The sequence below is a fragment of the Pantoea sp. C1E2 genome (assembly GCF_056491465.1).
In genome coordinates this window covers 2,950,506-2,970,774 of sequence record NZ_JBSZHT010000002.1, presented here as the reverse complement: position 1 = coordinate 2,970,774, position 20,269 = coordinate 2,950,506, and the positions used below count along the sequence as shown (strand labels likewise).

The window sequence follows — 20,269 nt, the reverse complement described above, 5'->3', positions numbered from 1 at the left end:
ATAATTCATACCCCCCTCTACTGCTAATTCAGGTCAGTACATATTTTCGCCATTATCTCAAGCGCCTTATGGCTAATAGTAGACGTTAAGTCCGCATTTCGGACTACGCTTTATAAGTTCAGCGATGACTATTTAATCTAACGTTGTTTATTTCAGCAAGGGTTAAATCCTAAGAACACCCATAACTGTACATAGTATAATATCTCCTTTTTGCACTCACAGGTTAGGTTATTAGAGTAATAGTAAAATCAAAACTTGAATTAAAGTCCTGACTTGATTTTTTCGCGGATGTTGTTTATTTTTTTATCTGCAATCCTTATTGCAAAGCAGCATGATAAAGTTATAATAACACTAACGGCAAAAATAGGGAGTTTGCGAGGCTCTAAACTAGTTGTCTTGAATATTAGGTATCCAATAGGTAGGTGCATCAAATAGAAAGAATATGAAAAATCCCCAAAAAGATTACTAATCTTACTCTGTTTTATCTCAAATAGATTAATTATTAATATAGCACTTGCAAAAATATTGCTATAGAAAAATGCAGTCGACATAATGTCTAATTGCCATTTTGATGGGCCAATATAAAACCAGTAAGATGTAATTCCATAACATGCAAAAATGACGAGTATTGAAGAAATGAAAACCAATCTCTTATTCATCCACTCCATAGAGTAGTATTGCAAGAAGCATCCAATGGAAAAGCCTAGTGAGCCGGCCATCACCGTGCCATATCTTGAATTCCATCCATACATATCGCCATGGGGAATAATAATTAGATATAAATGGTAAAATAGGGATGCAACGACCCAGGTAATGACAAATTTACCTCCAGCCCTAACGGCTATTGGTATCATTGCATAATAAAATATTTCTACGAAAAGAGTCCAACTAGGCGGAATTGTTCTTTCTAATACATTGAAATCCAAACCTATTAAAGTAACATTCATAAACCAATTGAGAGGGCCATTAGGAATGGACAGGTTTTTATCAACCATAGTTATTTCCGTACTGCCTAATATTAAGATGATTGATAGTGAAATTAGAAGTGCCATTAAATATACCGGGTAAATTCTCAGTAATCTGTTTGCTGCATATTTTTTTAATCCAGAAATATTTGTACCGTATCTGTTTTTGATAATTGTTGTCATAAGAAATCCACTAAGGATATAAAATGAAAATACTGCATACCTGCCAATTCCACCAATCATCCAAAGGTGATTGGCACTTACAGCAAGGGCAAGAATAAATCTGAAGTACCCCATAATTTTTCAATGCCTTCAAAAGTAGTTAATAACAATATTATAAATGCAGCAAGTACATCTCATATGAATCAGTATGACACTTATGATTATATCAGAAAAAACTTACGGCTGAATAGTATCTGATTCAACTAAATTCAATCTTTAGTTTATCTTAACATAAAACCCCCTTCGCATTCCTGGGGCTAATTAAAAATAACCACTGTGTGGATATTGGCTATCAAATGAATCTTGATTTTCTGGAGGTGTGAATTAGATATTATATTGAGGTTGGTGCTGAGTATTTTATTAGTGGTTGTTTTTTAAGGGGTAATTTCATAATTGTGAAGTTTTAGAGTGTAATAGATATTTTTAATGCAAAGTGTGTTATTTGTTGATTTTATTTCAAGTGATAATCACGCTTGAAGGGGCTTTGTTATTTAATGGTGGTTGAAATGTGGCTGAATGAAGTAGGATTAATAATTAATATCACGCATCTCAATAATTAGCTAATGGAATTGAAAATAACTAAGAAATAAATCTTTTTTTTCATTGGATTGGGGGCGGGCTATGATGGGTTTGGCCAAATATCCTTCAAAAGGAAGCCCGTTCTCGAGCATGTTTATTTAGTGGGGGGAAGGTTCTGAATTGATAAGAAATATCTGGAAATATTTGTAGGTTTCATTTTATAAAAAATATTTTTAGAAGGCCAATAAATTAAGGCTCGATGTGTCTAAAACCAATTGAGGTACCAACTAAGTCCATACACTAGCGTCAGAATCACGATGATATTAAGCACAATTACAAATCTAGGTGAAACATTCATAACAAATTCCTTTCGGTTCATTCAAGGTTATCGTACATAATTTATGTGACACCTGTCATCACTAACTGCTTATTAGGAAGTTGTCAGGCAATCCTCAGGCTAACGATTAAAGTTATTAATAATTGCTATGCGAAAGACTATACACACTTCTCATAGCTTAGCATAGCTCATATGCGAGAAAACCAAAGAGCCGAAATACAAATCGATTCATACTTTTTTTCAATTTATTCAACTATCCAGACGCTAATTGCCGTAAAACGTGCGGCGGTAAATTCATTTTTTTGATTTCGAGGAAGAAGTGTTGAAAAGGCGTCTGCTGGTAACTGTATCTGGAATGATTGTTTGGGCATCGCTGGCACAGGCTGACGACAGCATGCCATTCCCAATGACGCCTCCGCCGATTGATGCGGCCTCATGGGTGCTGATGGACGCCACCACTGGCCAGATCCTCACCGCAGGTAATCCTGATGAAGAGCGTAACCCAGCGAGTCTTACCAAGCTGATGACCGGCTATGTGGTCGATCGCGCGGTCGATCAGAAAAAAATCACCCGCGATGACTACGTTACCGTAGGCAAAGATGCCTGGGCAGCGGGGAATCCGGTGTTCAAAGGCTCCTCGCTGATGTTCCTTAAACCGGGTGATAAAGTCACGGTGCGCGATCTGATGCGCGGTGTGATCATCGATTCCGGCAACGACGCCTGCGTGGCGTTAGCGGACTACGTGGCAGGCAGCCAGGACAGCTTCGTCAATATGATGAACAACTACGTACAGAAGCTTGGCCTGACGCACACCCACTTTGAAACCGTGCACGGCCTGGATGCGCCGGGTCAGCACACCACTGCGCGCGATTTGGCGGTGCTGTCGCGCGCCATCATAAGCGGTGAGCAGGACTTTTACGCCATGTACGCCGAGAAAACCCTGAGCTGGAACGGCATCACCCAAAATAACCGTAACGGTTTGTTATGGGATCAAAACCTTCACGTTGATGGCATGAAAACAGGCCATACTGAATCAGCAGGCTTCAATATCATCGCGTCGAATGTGGTGGGTCGCCATCGCCTGATTGCGGTGATCATGGGCGGCAAGAGTTCGAAAGGGCGTGAAGAGCAGGCGCGTAAACTGCTGGTGTGGGGTCAGAACAACTTCGATACCGTGCAGCTGTTCCATGCGGGTAAGAAAATCGGCACCGAGAACGTCTGGTACGGCAATCCGCATAAAGTGGATGTCGGCACCACCCAGGATATTTATCTGTCGCTGCCGCGTACCGAAGTGTCAAACGTGATGGCGAAGTATGTGATTGAGCGTAAAGACCTGGAAGCGCCGTTGAAAGCGGGTGAGCAGGTGGGTGAAATCCAGGTAATGGACAAAGACAAGCAGCTGGCGAGCTATCCGCTGTATGCCCTACAAGGCGTGGATAAAGCCGGCATCATCACGCGTATCAGTGACTACGTAAAACTGAAACTGTAATCCGCAGCGGATGGCATGGCCGCTCTTGCCGATATCAAGGGAGCGGCCAGAATGGGCTTTCTGCTGCTGAACGGAGGCAAAGGTATGAAAGCATCAATCGTTGAGCGTAATCCTCAAAGCTGGCTGGGCTATCATCTGCAGGGACCCTGGCAAGAGACGGTGCCGCGCGGATTCAACCAGCTGAAAAGCTGGGTCGAACAGCATGGCGTCGAAGGCGAATGGCTCGCAATCTATTACGGCAATCCAGAAGTTATACCGCCGGAAGAGCTGCGCGTTGAAACGGTGATCACTGCCCCAACTGATGCTGTGCCCTCATATGGCGACGACATCGAACAAGGATTGCTACCCGGTGGGCAATATTTTCATGCACGCATGGAAGTGATGAACAACGATTTCTTCACTGCCTGGCATAGCCTGTTTGACCATCTCAAGACGAAACCCGACTGGCAGGTGGATAACCGTCCCTGCTTTGAACACTACCTTTCCGACGGCTCTGACAGCGGTGACTGGCTGGTGGATATGTACATTCCGGTACGTGCAGCCGACTAATATCATCAGTGCGTTACTTCGATGTTTCATAAGCGAAAATAAGTTGTAACGCACTTGTTGAATCTTAAAAAAAGAGCGGAAATAGTGCTGTGCAGCACTCAATGTTCGTGTCGCGCCAGGGTAACATAGCGCGCAAATTTTTATCGTTTCCGGACCACCATGTTACGCGCCGACAAACCCATCTCTGCCATTGAGTTCTGGTTCTACCGCCATTATCGCGCTGTGCACGGCGTGCGCATCGCTATCGCCTTTGTGCTCTGTTTTTTGTTTGTGCGTTTGACGGATATTCCGGAAGGCACCTGGCCGCTGATCACGCTGGTGGTGGTGATGGGGCCGATCTCGACCTGGGGCAATGTATTTCCTCGCGTAATCCAGCGCATCAGCGGCACCTTTGCCGGGCTGGCATCGGGATTGATCGCCCTGAAGCTGGAGCTGATTTCGCTGCCAATGATGCTGTCGTGGTGCTTCGTGGTGATGATCATCTGCGGCTACCTGACGCTGGGCAAACATCCTTACATGGCGCTGCTGATTGGTATTACCCTCGGCGTGGTGGTGGGTGCTCCGGCTGGTGATTTCACCGTGGCGCTGTGGCGCGGCGGTGATGTGATCCTTGGGTCGATCATGGCGCTGCTGTTCAGTGCGATTCTGGCGCAGCGAGCCTTCACGCACTGGCGAATTCAGCTGTCAGATTCGTTTCTGGCGATGGCGAAACTGCATCACACTGGATTCTCCGCTAACCTGCTGGAAAAACCGCGACTCAATAAAACTTTCCAGAAACAGCTCTCCAGCGTGATCAAAATGCGCGCGCTGCTGGAACCAGCCAGCAAAGAGACGCGCATTCCGAAATCGGTGTTTGAAGCGATTCAGACCATCAACCGTAATATGGTTAACACCATGCAGATGCAAATTGATGCATGGTGGTCATCACGTGAGAGCCACCTGCTGCTGTTGAACGCGCCGACGCTGCGTCGCAGTCAGAAGATGACGGAAGATACCCTGAATGCGCTGGCCACGTTGATGGTGAAAGGGGAGACGGAGCAAGTGATCGCCAACAGTCATGAACTGGAAGAGATCACGCAGGAACTGGAGCAGTTGATGGCCAATCGCAGCGGGCGCTTAGAGACCACGGCGATCTACGGCTACGTATGGCTGAGTCTGGAACAGGCGCGACAACTGGAGCGTATAACGGACCTGGTACGACTGGCATTGCGCAAATAGTTTTCTCCGGCAATGACTTAATGTGAATCACCCTTTCTTTGCGCTAAGATAAGTGCCAGTCCGAATTTAGCTGTGAAAATTGCTTTCACATTAAGTCAGCCGCTAAGCTGTAGCTCATGACTATTCCGCCTGCCGCGGCAGGCTCAAAGAAAGGTGCCAACATGGAAAATGCCAAGCAATCGTTTCAGGACGTTCTGGAGTTTGTGCGTATGTTTCGTCGTAAAAACAAACTGCAGCGCGAAATCGTGGATAACGAGAAGAAAGTCCGTGATAACCAGAAACGTGTGTTGCTGCTGGACAACCTGAGTGAATACATCAAACCAGGCATGAGCGTTGAAGCGATCCAGGAAATTATTGCGTCAATGCGTGTGGACTATGAAGATCGCGTTGATGAGTACATCATCAAAAACGCTGATCTCTCTAAAGAGCGTCGCGAGCTGTCGAAGAAGTTGAAAGCGATGGGCGAGCCAAAGCCACAGTGATTTTCCAGGTGCGCATCAAAGCGCACCTCACGCTTTCTGCCTGTAGAGTCGCCATTTATGGCGACTTTTTTAATGCCCGCGCTAATGCCTGCAACTGCCCGGCAATTTCCGCCATATCTACACCCTCCTGCATCGGCTTGGCGGTGGTCTCGCGCAATACCAATTCAGTTTTCAGCGGCATGGGCTGCACCGCTTCCCCTGCTAACTCTGCCAGCAAGCGATCCACGCTTACCGCACCCAACTGTTGCAAATCCTGACGCACAGTGGTCAGCGGCGGCTGATACCACGCGCTTTCGGCGGTGTCGTCGTAGCCGATAATCGACATCTCGCCGGGGATCTTCACGCCATGTTGATGCAGTGCCCGCATTGCACCGAGCGCCATCTGATCGTTCGCCACCAACAGTGCCTGCGGTAAGCGATCGGGCAACAGCTGCAATAATGCCTGATAGCCGGATGCCGCACTCCAGTCGCCGTGCAGTACGCATATTGGCTGCAGCTGATGCGATGCCAATGCCTGCTGCCATGCGGTAAAGCGTGCCCGCGCCGACGCCGAACTTTCAGGCCCATTCAGCACGCCAATCTGCTGGTGGCCCAGCGCGACAAGATGCTCCACCGCCTGCTGCGCCCCCGATTCACTCTGATACTGGCATTGGGCGACAGCGGCATGCTGTTCAACATCCAGAAACAGCACTGGCTTGGTGCCGCATTGCTGCTGTACCTGCGCCGCCTGTTCGGCATCGAGCGGCAGGTTGATCAGCAGCGCATCCACGCGCTGCGCCAGCAATTCATTCACCGTATCCTGGGCGTTTTCGGTCGCGTTCGCCATGGCGATCACCAGATGATAACCCTGTGCAGCGGCACGTTCATGAATCGCCGAAGCGATCTGTGCGGGCGCCATCAGTGCCAGATCGCTGGTGGCCAGCCCGAGCGTGCGCGTGGCTTTACCGGCCAGCTGTTGTGCCACGCGGTTAGGCACATAGTTAAGCTGCTGCATCGCGGCTTCGACTTTGGCGCGCGTGCGCGGCGAGACCTGCACGGAATGGTTGAGCACACGGGAAACGGTCTGATAGGAAACCCCCGCCAGTTCGGCGACATCATCGAGGGTAACGGAACGCGCTGTCATAAACTCTCCTGAATCTGATAGCGGCGAGTGTAGCAAATTTTTCTCTACTGTCGCGGAGTTAAGCCGCTACACTGCCAGTGTTAATGCGAGGAGAACGCGATGCAGCTCAATAGCCAACAGATTCAGGATATCAATACGCTTGCGGCCTGGCTGGCGCTTGACCATATGCCGGCGGACGGCACGCTGGAGGTTGATTTGGCGATTCTTGCCGGTCACGCGGTACTGCCTAATGTTGAAGGCGTGATTGCGCTGGCGAAGAAGTATCAACTGCCACTGTTGATCAGCGGCGGTATCGGCCATTCCACAGTGCTACTGGCGGAGATGATCGCTAATCATCCGCTCTATCGTCAGATTCCTACTCAAGGCAAAAGCGAAGCAGAGTTGCTGGGCGACATGGCGAAGGTGTTTGCTGCACTGCCAGACGATCAGCTGCTGCTGGAAACCGCCTCACGCAACTGTGGTGAAAATGCCGCCTTCAGTCAAAAACTGCTGGATGAGCAGAAGTGGCAGCCGCAGCATGTGCTGCTGGTGCAGGACCCACTGATGCAGCGCCGCACCTGGGAAACGTTCCGCCACCAGTGGCGCGACCGTGCCGACGCCCCCGAATTTATCAGCTGGCCGGTGTTCGTCCCGCAGGTGATGATGGATGCCGGCATGCTGCGCATTATCGGCGCGCCGCCGCAGGGATTATGGTCGATGGAGCGTTTTCTGTCGCTGCTAATGGGCGAGATCCAGCGCCTGCGCGATGATGAAAACGGCTATGGCCCGCGAGGTAAAGGCTTCCTTGGGCATGTTGATATCCCGGATGAGGTGGAAACCGGCTGGCAGCGATTGATGCAGCTGCCAGGTGTGCAGTCGCGTCTTTGAACCCAGGTCACCATAAAGGGTGACCCTACGGGGATTGTACCTCTGGCTTAGAGCACCAGGTCACCATAAATGGTGACCCTACAATTCCCGTAGGGTGCGCATTTATGCGCACCTGGCAAAAATCCGCAGAGGTTCAAATGACGCTATTGTGCGCTGCGATTCTGCAAATACACTTGCAGATTCACATACACCGCATTCAGCAATGGGGTGTTCACTCCATTGCGCGCGCCGCGCACCAGTAAATCACCGATGACCTGGTCCGCTTCAATCTCATAACCCTGGGTTAAATCGCGATACATTGACGACGTCATCGCTACCTGCGGATTATTCAGCGTCTCATAAATCTTGGCGGTCACCGCTGGACGTTCTTTATAACCATCGGCACCGATCACTGACAGCACTTCAGCAAAAATCCCCTGCAACAACGCTTCACCGCCCTGAGATCGCAACACCTGCTGGGTATTACCCCGCGCGATGCAGCACACCGCACCCAACGTGCTCAGCAGCAGCCATTTTTCCCACAGCTCGCTGATGATGTTGTCAGCAAAAACGCTGTCGAACTGTGCCACGTTCAGCGTCTCATCGACACGTTGCAGACGTGCATCATTATGCCCATCCAGCGCACCGTAGTAGAGAATATGCAGCGGCGTCATCTGCACTACTTCACCTTGCTCACCCAGCGTGGCGTTGATTTTGCACAGGCCGCCAATCACCTTGTCGCCAAAGTGTGCGCGCAGCGTATCGATATGGCGCATGCCGTTAAGGATCGGCATGATCAGCGTTTCTGGCCCGACGGCGGGTGCAATATCCTCTATCGCCTGATCCAGACCGAAGCTTTTCACCGTCAGGATAATCAGATCAAACTGGCCGGTAAGCTTGCCGGTTTGCGCCAGCTGCGGCTGAATCACTTCCGTGCCGCCCGGCGTCTTCAGCACTAAGCCGTTTTGTTGCAGCTGTTGAAAACGGCGCTCGCGCACCAGAAATGTCACATCACGTCCTGCTTGCGCCAGACGTGCACCGAAATACCCGCCGGTGGCACCGGCGCCGACAACCAGAATGCGCATGGTTAGATTTCCCTTTGAGAGTGAAGCCTTACCATAAATCGGGAAGGGCTGAGCTTGCCAGCCCGTAAATGCTGAAACCGTCACAAGATTTTTCCGATGGCTAAAAAAGGCTCAAACTGTTCGTGTTTATTCGTACAATAGGTCTATGCTGTTGCGCAGCGGCGGGCAATGGTGCTCGCCCATTTATCCAGTCGAACAGACTAAGGACGCATCATGCCCCGACCCCTACCTATCGAACGTTATCGCAATATCGGCATCTCCGCGCACATCGATGCCGGCAAAACCACCACGACCGAGCGCATCCTGTTTTACACCGGGATGAGCCACAAGTTGGGTGAAGTGCACGATGGCGCGGCAACCACAGACTGGATGGCGCAGGAGCAGGAGCGCGGCATTACCATTACCTCGGCGGCAGTGAGCTGCTTCTGGCCAGGCATGGATGGCAGCTTCACGCCACACCGCATCAATATCATTGATACCCCCGGACACGTCGATTTCACCATCGAAGTGGAGCGATCCATGCGTGTGCTGGATGGCGCAGTGATGGTGTATGACGCGGTCGGTGGCGTTCAGCCACAGTCGGAAACCGTGTGGCGTCAGGCCAACAAGTATCACGTACCACGCATTGCCTTCGTTAACAAGATGGACCGCCAGGGTGCGGACTTCTTCCGCGTGGTGCAGATGATGAAAGATCGTCTGCATGCCAATCCGGTCCCGATCGTGATTCCGATTGGTGCGGAAGAGCATTTCGCAGGCGTAGTGGATCTCAACAAGATGCGCGCCATCTACTGGGATGAGGCCAGCCAGGGCATGACGTTCAGCTATGCACCAATCCCCGAGGAGCTGCAGGCGCTGGCCGCTGAGTGGCGTGAAAACATGGTGGCCGCTGCGGCCGAAGCCAGTGAAGCGCTGATGGATCGCTATCTGGAGCAGGGCGACCTGAGCGAAGAAGAGGTGATCGCCGGATTGCGTCAACGCACTTTGAGTGGCGAGATCCAGCCGATGCTGTGCGGCAGTGCGTTTAAAAACAAAGGCGTACAGCGCATGCTTGATGCGGTGATTGAGTTGATGCCGTCACCACGGGATGTCCCAGCGGTTTCAGGCGTGAATGAAAAGGGCGAGCACGACGAACGTCATGCGGATGACGATGAGCCGTTCTCGGCGCTGGCATTCAAGCTGATGAGCGATCCTTACGTCGGTCAACTGACCTTCGTCCGCGTCTACTCCGGCGTGCTGCGCAAAGGCGACAGCGTGTGGAATGCGGTGAAAGGGCGCAAGGAGCGCATCGGGCGTATCGTGCAGATGCAGGCCAACGATCGCATCGAAATCGAAGAGATTCGTGCGGGTGATATTGCCGCCTGTGTCGGCTTAAAAGAGGTCACGACCGGTGAAACGCTGTGCGATCCGAACGCAGTGATCACGCTGGAACGCATGGAGTTCCCGGACCCGGTAATCTCGCTGTCGATTGAGCCGAAAACCAAGGCGGATCAGGAGAAAATGGGGCTGGCGCTGCAGCGTCTGGCGGCGGAAGATCCGTCGTTCCGCCTGCACACCGATGAGGAGTCAGGCCAGACGATTATCTCCGGCATGGGCGAGTTGCATCTGGAAATCATCGTTGATCGCATGAAGCGTGAATTCGGCGTCGAAGCCAATATCGGACGTCCGCAGGTGACCTATCGCGAAACCATCCGCAAAACGGTGCGCGATGTGGAGGGCAAGTTTGTGCGCCAGTCGGGTGGTAAAGGTCAGTATGGTCATGTGGTGCTGACGCTCGAACCGCAGGCGGCAGGTGCCGGTTTTGCCTTTGAAGATGCCACCAAGGGCGGTGTGGTGCCGCGCGAGTTTATTCCTTCAGTTGAGAAGGGGATTCGTGAGGCGCTGAACAGCGGTGTGCTGGCGGGTTATCCGGTGGTGGATCTGAAAGCCACACTGACCTTCGGTTCGTATCATGACGTCGATTCGTCGGAGATGGCTTTCCGTATGGCAGCGATTTTTGGCTTCAAAGCCGCCGCGAAACAGGCTGACCCGGTGATCCTTGAGCCGGTGATGCAGGTGGAAGTGGAGACGCCAGAGGAGTATGCCGGTGGTGTGATGGGCGATCTGTCCTCACGTCGTGGTTCGCTGCAGGGCATGGATGAGCGCTTTGGTGCACGCATCATTCGCGCTGAAGTGCCGTTGTCAGAGATGTTTGGTTACGCCACCACGCTGCGATCCATGTCTCAAGGCCGTGCGATCTATAGCATGGAGTTTGCGCATTACGCTGAAGCGCCACGCAATGTGGCCGAAGCCATTATTGCGTCACGCGCCGAGTAATGATGGGGCGGCAAGGATGCCGCCACTTAATACCATTTCATCTATCCATTCGTCATATTCGCATTAATGCGGAGTGCGGCATGCCGCCATAAAGGGTGGCGCGATTAATATATTTCCCGTCTTAAATCATTTCTTCACGACCTTTGCCACTATTGTCGTTTTACATTTATTTATCCGGATTTTAATAATTTAGCGGAAATTAAAAACAGGCCGGAATTCGGGCTGATTAAAATAACACCTGCTATCACCAAGGATAATATGAAAATTAACGCGATTTCTCTGGCGCTGGGCTTAAGTTTGCTTGGCGGTGCGTTTCACGCTGTTGCCGCCGACAAACCGGTCACGGGCGGCAGCTTAACGGTGGGCGTCGAAACCGAACCCACCACTTTTAACCCGCAACTGAACGGCCAGGACAAAGCCGAAATCACCTTGCGTAACTTCTGGGAATCGCTGCTGGCACGCCGTCCGGACGGCAGCTTTGTGCCCTGGCTGGCCGAAAGTTATCAGGTCAGCGAGGATGGCAAAACCTTGCGTTTCAACCTGCGTCGCGATGTCACCTTCTCCAATGGCGAAAAATTTGATGCCAACGCAGTGGCCGAAAACTTCCGCCAGACTCAGGTGGCGCAATACTGCGCCGGCACCAGCCTGTGCCTGATGGGTTCACACATCGACAAGATTGAAACGCCAGACGATCACACGTTAGTGATTACGCTAAAAGAGGTCTATTCGCCGTTCCTCTCATTCGCGGCGGGGCTGCAAATTCTCTCCCCCTCCAGCTGGAAGTCATCGCAGCTGAAATCGGGCGGTACAGAGATTGCCGGCACCGGCCCGTTTATTCTGCAAAGCTACGAGAAGGGCCAGCAGGTCACTTACGTCAGGAACCCGAAGTACAACTGGGCGCCTGCCACCGCGAAGCATCAGGGGCCAGCCTATCTTGACCGCGTCACCTATCGCTTCCTGCCGGAATCCTCGGTGCGTACCGGGGCGCTGCTATCCGGTCAGGTGGATGCCATTGAAGGGATCTCGGGCAATGATGCCGGTGAGTTCAAGGACAACAGTGATTTCACCTACCAGCACGCGCTGAATACCGGTACGCCGTACTCACTGTTCCTCAACGTCGAGTATGGTCCCACGCAGGATGTGAAAGTGCGCCAGGCGCTGTTGCAGGGGCTGGAGATCGACCCGCTTTTGAAATCAGTGTATCGCGGTGAGCGTACGCGCGCGTGGGGCATTACCTCACCGATTGATCCGCTCTACAACAACGAGCTGGAAGGAAAATACGGTCATAACCCGGATGCCGCCAACAAACTGCTGGATGAAGCAGGCTGGCAAACCCGTGATAGCGAAGGCTTCCGCAGCAAAAATGGCGAGCGGCTGCGCATTGAGTTGATTCAGGCGCAGGCCACGGTGCGTGACCAGCGCGACGTGTTGTTGCAGGCCATTCAGGCACAGGCGCGCCAGCGTTTGGGCATCGATCTAAAGCTTAACTATGTGGATTCCGGCACCTATGCGGATGTGCGCAAAAGCGGCAAATTCGGCACCATCGCCAACTCCAATACGCCGACCGATGGCGTAGATATTGAGAACCACTATCGACCCATCGCTCAGGGCGGCGCGATTAACTACAGCCGTGTTAACGATGCTGGCCTTAATGCACAGCTGGATAAGGCCGCTGCCACGCTCGATTTGCAGCAACGCCGTCAGTATTACAGCGAGTTGCAGCAGCGTGCACTGCTTCAGTTGGCCTTAGCGGTTCCGTTGTACGAACCAGAAGATCAGCTCGCCACCGCCAGCTACGTGCACGATTACGGCTTCCGCAGTTATAAACAGATGCCGGAAAGTGTTTACGATGTATGGTTAAGCAAACACTAATCTGTAAAAAATATTTGTAGCGGCATGATTTATTGCGCGTGCATGAGAAGCAACTTTATTGCTCATGGGCGCGCGATAAATTTTGCCGCTATGCTATGTGCCGAATAAAATGATTCTGTTATTTCCCACAATTAACAAATCCATTGCCACTATTCTCGTTTTACTTTAATTCCCCGGATTTCAATAATTCCCTGAAGATAAATTCAGGAAACCCGAACATGAGCCAATCCATCCAAATCGCCAAACCCGACGATGCCGAAGAGATATTTGCCCTGTTACAGCGTGCGTATGCCTCGCTGGTGGCGCTGGATGTGCATTTCACCATTTCGCAGGGCAACGTCGAGCAGGTACGCCGCGTCATTGAACAGGAAACGGTGCTGGTGCTGCGCAAATGGAAGCGCGCTGTTGCAACGGTCACGGTGCGCTTTCCGTGGCAGCAGGAAACTGATGCGCCCTCATCGCTGCCATTTATCCACTGGTTTGCCGTGGATCCCGATTACAAAGGGCAGGGCTATGGCCGTGAAATCATTAGCTATGCCGAAGACACCCTGTTGAAAGAGACGCTTAAAGCGCCGGGCGTCTATCTGGCAACCGCCACCAAACATCCCTGGTTGAGCGAGCTTTATTTGCGTCGCGGCTATCAGCCTTTTTATCACCGTACCAATGCGTTGGGCGAAGCGCTGGTGTTCCTGAAAAAGGAATTCCACTCGCAGCCGATTGCCAAAATTGCCTGACTCACCCTTCCAAAAACAACAGGGACTTTATGAAAGCGAATTCGATCACGCTGGCGCTGGGGCTGGCGTGCCTGCTGAACACCTCGGCCACGCCTGGCGCAGAATCCCCGCGCAGCGGCGGGTCACTGACCTATGGTGTGGAGACAGAACCGGCACCGTTAAACCCACAGCTTAACGGGCAGTCTAAGGCAGAGGTCACGCTGCGCAATGTGTGGGAATCCCTGCTGGCACGTCGCACCGATGGCAGCTTCGTGCCTTGGCTGGCGACGGGTTACGAAGTCAGCCCGGACGGCAAAGTTTATCGCTTTACGCTGCGTCGCGATGTCACCTTCTCGAACGGTGAGAAACTGGATGCCAACGCGGTGGCGGAGAACTTCCGCCAGGTGCAGGACCCGAAATATTGCGCGGGAACCAGTATCTGTGCCCTGAGCGCACGCATTGCCAGCGTTGAAACACCCGATAACGACACTGTGGTGATCACCTTAAAACAGGGCTATGCGCCATTCCTGTCGTTTGCTGCAAAGCTGCAGATTCTGGCTCCCGCCAGCTGGCACTCACCGCAACTCAAAGCGGGTGGTAAAGAGATCGCGGGCACTGGCCCTTTCATCATCGAAAGCTACGAAAAGGGCCAGCAGCTAACACTGGTGCGCAATCCGCATTACCACTGGGCACCCGCTACCGCACATCATCAAGGCCCGGCGTATCTGGAGCGGGTGACCTATCGCTTCCTGCCGGAATCCTCGGTGCGCACCGGCGCGCTGCTCTCCGGCCAGCTGGATGTGATTGAGGGGATCTCCGGCAATGATGCCAGCGAGTTTAAAGACAGCGCAGATTTTACCTATCAACACGCGCTGAATACCGGCACGCCTTATTCGTTGTTCCTCAACGTGGAATATGGCCCAACGCAAGATGTGAAGGTGCGTCAGGCGCTGTTGCAAGGGCTGGACATTGATCCGCTATTGGAATCGGTGTATCGGGGCGAACGCACCCGCGCATGGGGCATCACCTCACCGGTCGATCCGCTCTACAACAATGATTTGGAAGGCCAGTACGGCAATAACCCGACGGCGGCGAACAAACTGCTGGATCAAGCCGGATGGAAAACGCGTGACGCAGAAGGCTTTCGCAGCAAAGACGGCCAGCGACTGAGCATTGAAGTGATTCAGGCGCAGGCCACGGTACGCGACCAACGCGATGTGCTGTTACAGGCGGTGCAAGCCCAGGCGCGCCAGCGTCTCGGCGTGGAGATCAAACTGCGCTATGTCGATTCCGGCACCTATGCCGACGTGCGCAACAGCGGTCACTTTGGCTCGATTGCTAACTCGAATACTGAAACCGACGGCATCGACATCGAGAACCACTACCGTCCGGTGAAAGCCGGTGGCGCAATCAACTACAGCCGCGTCAACAGCCCGGAAATCAACGGCTTGCTCGATCAGGCCGCCACCACGCTGGATATCAACCAGCGCCGTAAATTCTACAGCCAGCTTCAGCACTACGCCTTAGTCGAGCAGGCGCTGGCGATTCCGTTATATGAACCGGAAGACCAAATTGCCGCCGCCAGCTATGTGCATGGCGCGGGTTTCCGCAGCTACAAGCAGATGCCGGAGAACGCGTATGACATCTGGCTCAGTGACCATTAACCAGGAGGCGAAGATGAGTCTGGAAAGCATCGTAACCCGCACCCCGCGACCGCCTAGGCCTGCTGTCTGGCGCAGTGAGCTGTCGCGCCGCATTGTCGGCCGCCTGCTGGGCGGCGTGCTGGTGCTGTGGGCCGCAGTATCGCTGGCTTTTCTCGGTGTGCATCTGGCACCCGGCGATATCGTCAGTCTGCTGATCGGTGAACAGCTGCGGACACCCGCTATTGAAGCAGCGATCCGCGCCGAGTGGGGCTTGAATGAGCCACTGTGGTGGCAGTACCTGCACTACATCTGGCGCGTGCTACATGGCGACTTTGGTCGCTCATACATGCTCAACACCGAAGTGAGCCATCTGCTGGCCACGCAGCTGTGGCCAACCATCAAGTTAACGTTGGCGGCTCTGCTGGTAAGCATCCTGTTTGCGGTGGTGATGGCTGTTGCAACGGCCCATCGTCGCGTTGGGCGTCGAGTGGCCAACAGCGTTGAACTGCTGCTGGCTTCTACGCCGTCATTCTGGATGGGCATTGTGCTGCTGTTTATTTTTAGCTTCACGCTGCGCTGGTTCCCAGTGGCGGGCGACCGGTCGTTTTCAGCGCTGGTGTTACCGGCACTGGCGCTGGGCCTGGCACAAGGGGCGGTGATGGCGCAGTTGCTGCGTCGTGAGCTGGAGCGTGCGCTGGAAGCACCGTTCACACTGACGCTGCGTGCCTGGGGCGTGGGCGAAACCACCATTCGTTTACGCCACGCCTTGCGGCATGCGGCGCTCCCCGCTGTGACCCTAACCGGCTGGCTGGTGGGTGGATTGCTGAGTGGTGCGGTGATCACTGAACAGGTATTTGGTCGCCCTGGCCTCGGCAAACTCACCGTCGATGCAGTGCTGGCCAAAGATCTGCCGGTGGTGCTGGCGGTGGCGATTCTCTCGGCACTGATCTACGTGGTGATGAGTACGCTGGTCGATATTTTGTCGCTGTGGATCGATCCGCGTCTGCGTGGGGAGAACAAATCATGATTACGATATTGCAACGTCTTCCCTCATCACTGCCCACTGCCGTGTGGCTGGCGATAGCCTATCTGGTGCTGTTGGCCATCGCGGTTATCGCCCCAGGCGTGCTGACCCATAACGATCCGCTGCTCGCCGATCCGGTTAACGCGCAGCTGGCACCTTCTGCTGCCCACTGGCTCGGCACCGACCAGCTGGGGCGCGATTTGCTGACGCGTGTGATTTACGGCAGCCGCTACTCGCTGTTGATCAGCGTAGCCGCGATGGCGCTGGCGGTGCTGTTTGGCACGTTGTTAGGTCTGGCTGCCGCGCTGGCACGTGGCGTGATCGATGAGCTGCTGAGCCGCGCGGTGGATGTGATCTCCGCCTTCCCGGATCTGCTGCTGGCACTGATGCTGATCGCGTTTACCGGGCCCGGCACCAATAACCTGATTATCGCACTCGGTGTGGCCTCCGTGCCGCGCTTCGCCCGCGTGGTGCGTGCGCAAACCTACACCGTAATGACCTCCGGCTACGTTGAGCAGGCGCGCACCTTTGGCTTGTCACGCTTCACGTTAATCACCCGCCATATTCTGCCGCACGCCATCGCCCAGGTGCCCGCTTTAGCCACGCTCGGCTTGGGTACTGCCATTATCGGCACCGCCGGTTTGAGCTTCCTCGGCATGGGACCGCAACCGCCGACCGCCGAATGGGGCCTGATGCTGGCGGAAGGGCGTAACTATCTGCGTAACGCCTGGTGGATCGCGGTGTGGCCCGGCGTGTTTATTACCCTGACCGTGATTGCGGTGAATACGTTAGGCCGCCACTGGCAGGCCCGTTTTGAAGGAAGAAGCGCATGAGCCAACCCTTTATCGATATTCAAAATCTCAGCATCCGCTTTGGTCCACAGCAGGTGGTGAAAAACCTCAACTTACAGGTTTGGCCGGGTGAGTCAGTGGCGTTAGTCGGTGAGTCTGGTTCGGGTAAAACCCTGACCGCCCGCAGTTTGCTGGGTTTACTGCCCGACGGCGCGGTGCTGATCGCCGATCGTTTCACCATTGATGGCCGTGATATGCGTCAGGCTACGGGTCATGACTGGCAAGCGCTGCGCGGGCGTCGCATCGGCTATGTGTTGCAGGATGCGCTGGTCTCCCTCGATCCTTTACGCCGTATTGGGCAGCAACTCAGCGATGCGCTCAATGCCGCAGGACATCGTGATGCGATTGAGGAAAAGAGCCTGGCTCTGCTAAAAGCGGCAGGTATTCATGATGCTGAGAGTCGCCTGGCGCGTTATCCGCACCAGCTCTCCGGCGGCCAACGCCAGCGTGCGCTGATTGCCACCGCGCTGGCGGGCAGTCCAACGTTATTGATTGCCGATGAGCCGACAACCGCACTGGATATGACCGTGCAGCGCCAGATCCTGCAACTGCTGGCTCAGCGCCGCCGTGACGGGCATGGCTTACTGCTGATCAGTCACGATCTGGCAGTGGTGGCGGAGCTGGCAGATCGCGTGCTGGTAATGCGTGATGGCGAAGTGGTGGAGCAGGGCGCGAGCGGGCCGCTGCTCAATCGCCCACAACATGCCTGGACACAGCGCCTGCTACGCGCGGTGCCAACCCCCGCCACGCGCGGGCTGCGCTTAAGTGCTACCGAACCCACACCGTTGCCGCCGCGACCCAAACCAGGCAAAACACCGCTGCTGGAGGGCATCAACCTGAATAAAGCCTACGGCGACCGTCAGGTGCTCAACAATATTAATTTCACCCTGCACGCCGGAGAAACCCTGGGGGTGGTCGGCGAATCCGGCTCGGGCAAAACCTCGCTGGTGAAAGTGGTGATGGGCTTAACCGAACCCGACAGCGGCACGCTGCAACTGGAAGGCGAACGCTGGGATCGCTTGCCAGAGAAGGCGCGTCGCGCACGCCGTGCCCGGCTGCAGCTGATCGCGCAGGACCCGTTTAGCTCGTTCGATCCACGCTACACGGTTGAGAAACTTATCGGCGAGAGCCTCGACAGCGTCGGTATCTATGGCGATGCACGACGTCAGCGCGTGCGCCAGTTGCTGGATGAAGTGCAGCTTGGTGACCGCTTCCTGCAGCGCTACCCGCAACAACTCTCCGGCGGGCAGCGACAACGTGTCGCAATTGCGCGCGCCTTTGCGCCGAATCCGGCACTGCTGGTGGCTGATGAGCCGGTGAGTGCGCTGGATGTCTCGGTGCAGGCGCAGGTGCTGGATCTGCTGGCAGAGATGCAGGCCGAACATGGCACCGCACTGCTGTTTATTTCTCACGATCTCGGCGTGATCCAGCATCTGGCGGATCGCGTGCTGGTGATGCAAAACGGCCACATCGTAGAGAGCGGCGCGCTAACCCAGGTATTTGCCGCACCGCAGCATCCGTGGACACAAAAACTACTTCAGGCGTTGCCGGTGATACCCGACTGGCAGCCCGCACACGCTTAACAGGAGCATGATATGAGTCAAACACAACGCCAGCTGCGGCTGGGGGCGATTATTCAAGGTGTCTCGGGCAACATGTCGGCATGGCGCCATCCTGATGCGGTGGCAGATGCCAGCATCAACGTCGATTACGTGCTGGATCTGGCGCGTAAAGCCGAGCAGGCGAAGATCGATTTCCTGTTCGTTGCGGATGGGCTGTACATCACGCCGCAGTCGATTCCCCACTTCCTTAACCGATTTGAGCCGATCACCTTGCTCTCCGCACTCTCACTGGTGACGCAGAAAATTGGTTTAGTAGCAACGCTCTCCACCTCATACAGCGAGCCGTTTACCGTGGCGCGTCAGTTTGCCAGCCTCGATCAACTGAGTGGCGGGCGGGTTGGCTGGAATGTCGTGACCTCGCCGCTGGAAGGCTCAGCGAAAAACTTCTCACGCGCCACCCATCCGGAGCACGATGAGCGCTACCGCGTTGCCAGCGAATACTTGCAGGTGGCGAAAGGGCTGTGGGACTCGTGGGAACAGGATGCCTTCGTGCGTGATAAGGCCAGCGGACAATTCTTTGATGCAGACAAGCTGCATACCTTGAATCACAAGGGCAAATATTTTGCCGTGCAGGGGCCGTTAAATGTTGGCCGCTCACCGCAGGGACGGCCAATTGTGTTCCAGGCTGGGGCTTCTGAGGCGGGTAAAGTTTTTGCTGCTGAAGCCGCGGATGCGATTTACACCCGCCAGGAGACGCTGGAAGAGGCGCGTGAGTTTCGTGAAGACGTGCGACGCCGCCTGGTGGCGCGTGGCCGTGATGCCGATGAGATCCGCGTGTTCCAGGGCATTAGCGTGATCATTGGGGACACGGAACAGGGCGCCGAGCGCCGTTATCAGCAAACCGCCGAGCTGGTGACCATCGATAAAGCGCTGGAGTATCTGGGGCGCTACTTCGAGCACCACGATTTCACTCAGTATGCGCTGGATGAACCCTTCCCTGAGATTGGCGATCTCGGAGCGAACAGCTTCCGCAGCACCACCGATAAGATTAAGCAGAATGCGCGTGAGCACGGTTTAACCTTGCGTCAGGCCGCGCTGGAGGAAGCCACTCCGCGTCCGAGTTTCCTCGGCACTGCACAGCAGGTGGCAGACGGATTAGCGCAGTGGTTCCTGGAGGGGGCCACCGATGGCTTTATCGTACGCGGTGGAACACCGACTGCATTTGATGATTTCGTTGAGCAGGTGATCCCGCTATTGCAGGCGCGCGGGATTTATCGCACCGAGTATGAGGGCGATACATTGCGTGAGAATCTGGGATTAGCCGAACCGGAAAACCAGTTTGCCGCACAGCGCCGTCAGCAAATCGTGGCTTAACCGGAGAATCCTAAGCTTAGGTGAACATAAGGAGCACCCACGTTCTGGCCACAGCATCTTTTCATCAACAAAGGTGCTGTGG

16 protein-coding genes are annotated in these 20,269 nt (G+C 54.1%); 13 read left to right on the top strand and 3 right to left on the bottom strand.

From position 1 onward, the window contains the following. Positions 1–260: 260 nt before the first annotated feature. Positions 261–1,262, bottom strand: a complete 1,002-nt coding sequence (locus ACXI0A_RS14280; protein WP_476148157.1) for an acyltransferase family protein — start codon at positions 1,260–1,262, stop codon at positions 261–263. A 1,103-nt stretch (positions 1,263–2,365) separates the two neighbouring features. Here ACXI0A_RS14280 and dacD point away from each other — a divergent pair. From dacD to tmaR, 4 genes are all read left to right on the top strand, one after another. Beyond that, entirely contained in the window at positions 2,366–3,532 is a 1,167-nt protein-coding gene (dacD, locus tag ACXI0A_RS14275) for a serine-type D-Ala-D-Ala carboxypeptidase DacD (protein WP_476148159.1), read from the top strand. Between the two features lie 84 nt (positions 3,533–3,616). Then, positions 3,617–4,081 carry a GyrI-like domain-containing protein gene (locus tag ACXI0A_RS14270; RefSeq protein ID WP_476148160.1) on the top strand — a complete coding sequence of 155 codons (465 nt, stop codon included), beginning with the start codon at positions 3,617–3,619 and terminating at the stop codon, positions 4,079–4,081. A 159-nt stretch (positions 4,082–4,240) separates the two neighbouring features. Next, entirely contained in the window at positions 4,241–5,299 is a 1,059-nt protein-coding gene (locus ACXI0A_RS14265; protein ID WP_224931383.1) for an FUSC family protein, read from the top strand. 161 nt (positions 5,300–5,460) lie between these two features. After that, on the top strand, positions 5,461–5,781 hold the full coding sequence (gene tmaR, locus ACXI0A_RS14260; protein ID WP_034824689.1) for a PTS system regulator TmaR: 321 nt from the start codon (positions 5,461–5,463) through the stop codon (positions 5,779–5,781). A 55-nt stretch (positions 5,782–5,836) separates the two neighbouring features. Here the strand turns inward: tmaR and ACXI0A_RS14255 are convergent, their stop codons facing one another. After that, positions 5,837–6,904, bottom strand: coding sequence for a LacI family DNA-binding transcriptional regulator (locus tag ACXI0A_RS14255; protein WP_476148162.1), 1,068 nt, complete (start codon positions 6,902–6,904; stop codon positions 5,837–5,839). 99 nt (positions 6,905–7,003) lie between these two features. On the opposite strand from ACXI0A_RS14255, the gene ACXI0A_RS14250 reads away from it, so the two are divergent. Continuing rightward, positions 7,004–7,771, top strand: a complete 768-nt coding sequence (locus ACXI0A_RS14250; RefSeq protein WP_476148164.1) for an ElyC/SanA/YdcF family protein — start codon at positions 7,004–7,006, stop codon at positions 7,769–7,771. A gap of 143 nt (positions 7,772–7,914) precedes the next feature. On the opposite strand, the gene ACXI0A_RS14245 is transcribed toward ACXI0A_RS14250, so the two are convergent. Continuing rightward, positions 7,915–8,835, bottom strand: coding sequence for a 2-dehydropantoate 2-reductase (locus tag ACXI0A_RS14245; RefSeq protein WP_476148166.1), 921 nt, complete (start codon positions 8,833–8,835; stop codon positions 7,915–7,917). Between the two features lie 213 nt (positions 8,836–9,048). Between ACXI0A_RS14245 and fusA the strand changes: the two genes are divergently transcribed. The 8 genes from fusA to ACXI0A_RS14205 all read left to right on the top strand — a co-directional run bounded on the left by fusA (position 9,049) and on the right by ACXI0A_RS14205 (position 20,187). Further along, positions 9,049–11,148: an elongation factor G gene (gene fusA, locus ACXI0A_RS14240; protein WP_476148167.1), complete on the top strand. Its 2,100-nt coding sequence runs from the start codon at positions 9,049–9,051 to the stop codon at positions 11,146–11,148. Positions 11,149–11,406: 258 nt separating this feature from the next. Beyond that, positions 11,407–13,020 (top strand): ABC transporter substrate-binding protein, encoded by a 1,614-nt coding sequence (locus tag ACXI0A_RS14235; protein ID WP_476148169.1) that lies wholly within the window; start codon positions 11,407–11,409, stop codon positions 13,018–13,020. 218 nt (positions 13,021–13,238) lie between these two features. Continuing rightward, positions 13,239–13,754: a GNAT family N-acetyltransferase gene (locus ACXI0A_RS14230; protein ID WP_476148171.1), complete on the top strand. Its 516-nt coding sequence runs from the start codon at positions 13,239–13,241 to the stop codon at positions 13,752–13,754. A 29-nt stretch (positions 13,755–13,783) separates the two neighbouring features. Further along, positions 13,784–15,397 carry an ABC transporter substrate-binding protein gene (locus ACXI0A_RS14225; protein ID WP_476148173.1) on the top strand — a complete coding sequence of 538 codons (1,614 nt, stop codon included), beginning with the start codon at positions 13,784–13,786 and terminating at the stop codon, positions 15,395–15,397. Between the two features lie 13 nt (positions 15,398–15,410). Continuing rightward, a complete protein-coding gene (locus ACXI0A_RS14220) occupies positions 15,411–16,403 on the top strand; it encodes an ABC transporter permease subunit (RefSeq protein WP_476151035.1) in 993 nt (330 codons plus the stop codon). Next, entirely contained in the window at positions 16,400–17,233 is an 834-nt protein-coding gene (locus ACXI0A_RS14215; RefSeq protein WP_476148174.1) for an ABC transporter permease subunit, read from the top strand. The genes ACXI0A_RS14220 and ACXI0A_RS14215 overlap by 4 nt, the downstream gene beginning before the upstream one ends. Further along, complete coding sequence (locus ACXI0A_RS14210) at positions 17,230–18,834, top strand: dipeptide ABC transporter ATP-binding protein (protein ID WP_476148176.1); 1,605 nt, start codon at positions 17,230–17,232, stop codon at positions 18,832–18,834. The genes ACXI0A_RS14215 and ACXI0A_RS14210 overlap by 4 nt, the downstream gene beginning before the upstream one ends. A gap of 12 nt (positions 18,835–18,846) precedes the next feature. After that, positions 18,847–20,187: an NtaA/DmoA family FMN-dependent monooxygenase gene (locus tag ACXI0A_RS14205; RefSeq protein ID WP_476148178.1), complete on the top strand. Its 1,341-nt coding sequence runs from the start codon at positions 18,847–18,849 to the stop codon at positions 20,185–20,187. Positions 20,188–20,269: the final 82 nt, after the last annotated feature.

Coding starts and splice junctions, on each gene's coding strand:
- ACXI0A_RS14215 (WP_476148174.1), top strand. CDS start 16,400: ATGATTACGATATTGCAACGTCTTCCCTCATCACTGCCCACTGCCGTG.
- ACXI0A_RS14225 (WP_476148173.1), top strand. CDS start 13,784: ATGAAAGCGAATTCGATCACGCTGGCGCTGGGGCTGGCGTGCCTGCTG.
- ACXI0A_RS14265 (WP_224931383.1), top strand. CDS start 4,241: ATGTTACGCGCCGACAAACCCATCTCTGCCATTGAGTTCTGGTTCTAC.
- ACXI0A_RS14235 (WP_476148169.1), top strand. CDS start 11,407: ATGAAAATTAACGCGATTTCTCTGGCGCTGGGCTTAAGTTTGCTTGGC.
- ACXI0A_RS14250 (WP_476148164.1), top strand. CDS start 7,004: ATGCAGCTCAATAGCCAACAGATTCAGGATATCAATACGCTTGCGGCC.
- fusA (WP_476148167.1), top strand. CDS start 9,049: ATGCCCCGACCCCTACCTATCGAACGTTATCGCAATATCGGCATCTCC.
- ACXI0A_RS14270 (WP_476148160.1), top strand. CDS start 3,617: ATGAAAGCATCAATCGTTGAGCGTAATCCTCAAAGCTGGCTGGGCTAT.
- ACXI0A_RS14230 (WP_476148171.1), top strand. CDS start 13,239: ATGAGCCAATCCATCCAAATCGCCAAACCCGACGATGCCGAAGAGATA.
- tmaR (WP_034824689.1), top strand. CDS start 5,461: ATGGAAAATGCCAAGCAATCGTTTCAGGACGTTCTGGAGTTTGTGCGT.
- ACXI0A_RS14245 (WP_476148166.1), bottom strand. CDS start 8,835: ATGCGCATTCTGGTTGTCGGCGCCGGTGCCACCGGCGGGTATTTCGGT.
- ACXI0A_RS14205 (WP_476148178.1), top strand. CDS start 18,847: ATGAGTCAAACACAACGCCAGCTGCGGCTGGGGGCGATTATTCAAGGT.
- ACXI0A_RS14255 (WP_476148162.1), bottom strand. CDS start 6,904: ATGACAGCGCGTTCCGTTACCCTCGATGATGTCGCCGAACTGGCGGGG.
- ACXI0A_RS14280 (WP_476148157.1), bottom strand. CDS start 1,262: ATGGGGTACTTCAGATTTATTCTTGCCCTTGCTGTAAGTGCCAATCAC.
- ACXI0A_RS14210 (WP_476148176.1), top strand. CDS start 17,230: ATGAGCCAACCCTTTATCGATATTCAAAATCTCAGCATCCGCTTTGGT.
- ACXI0A_RS14220 (WP_476151035.1), top strand. CDS start 15,411: ATGAGTCTGGAAAGCATCGTAACCCGCACCCCGCGACCGCCTAGGCCT.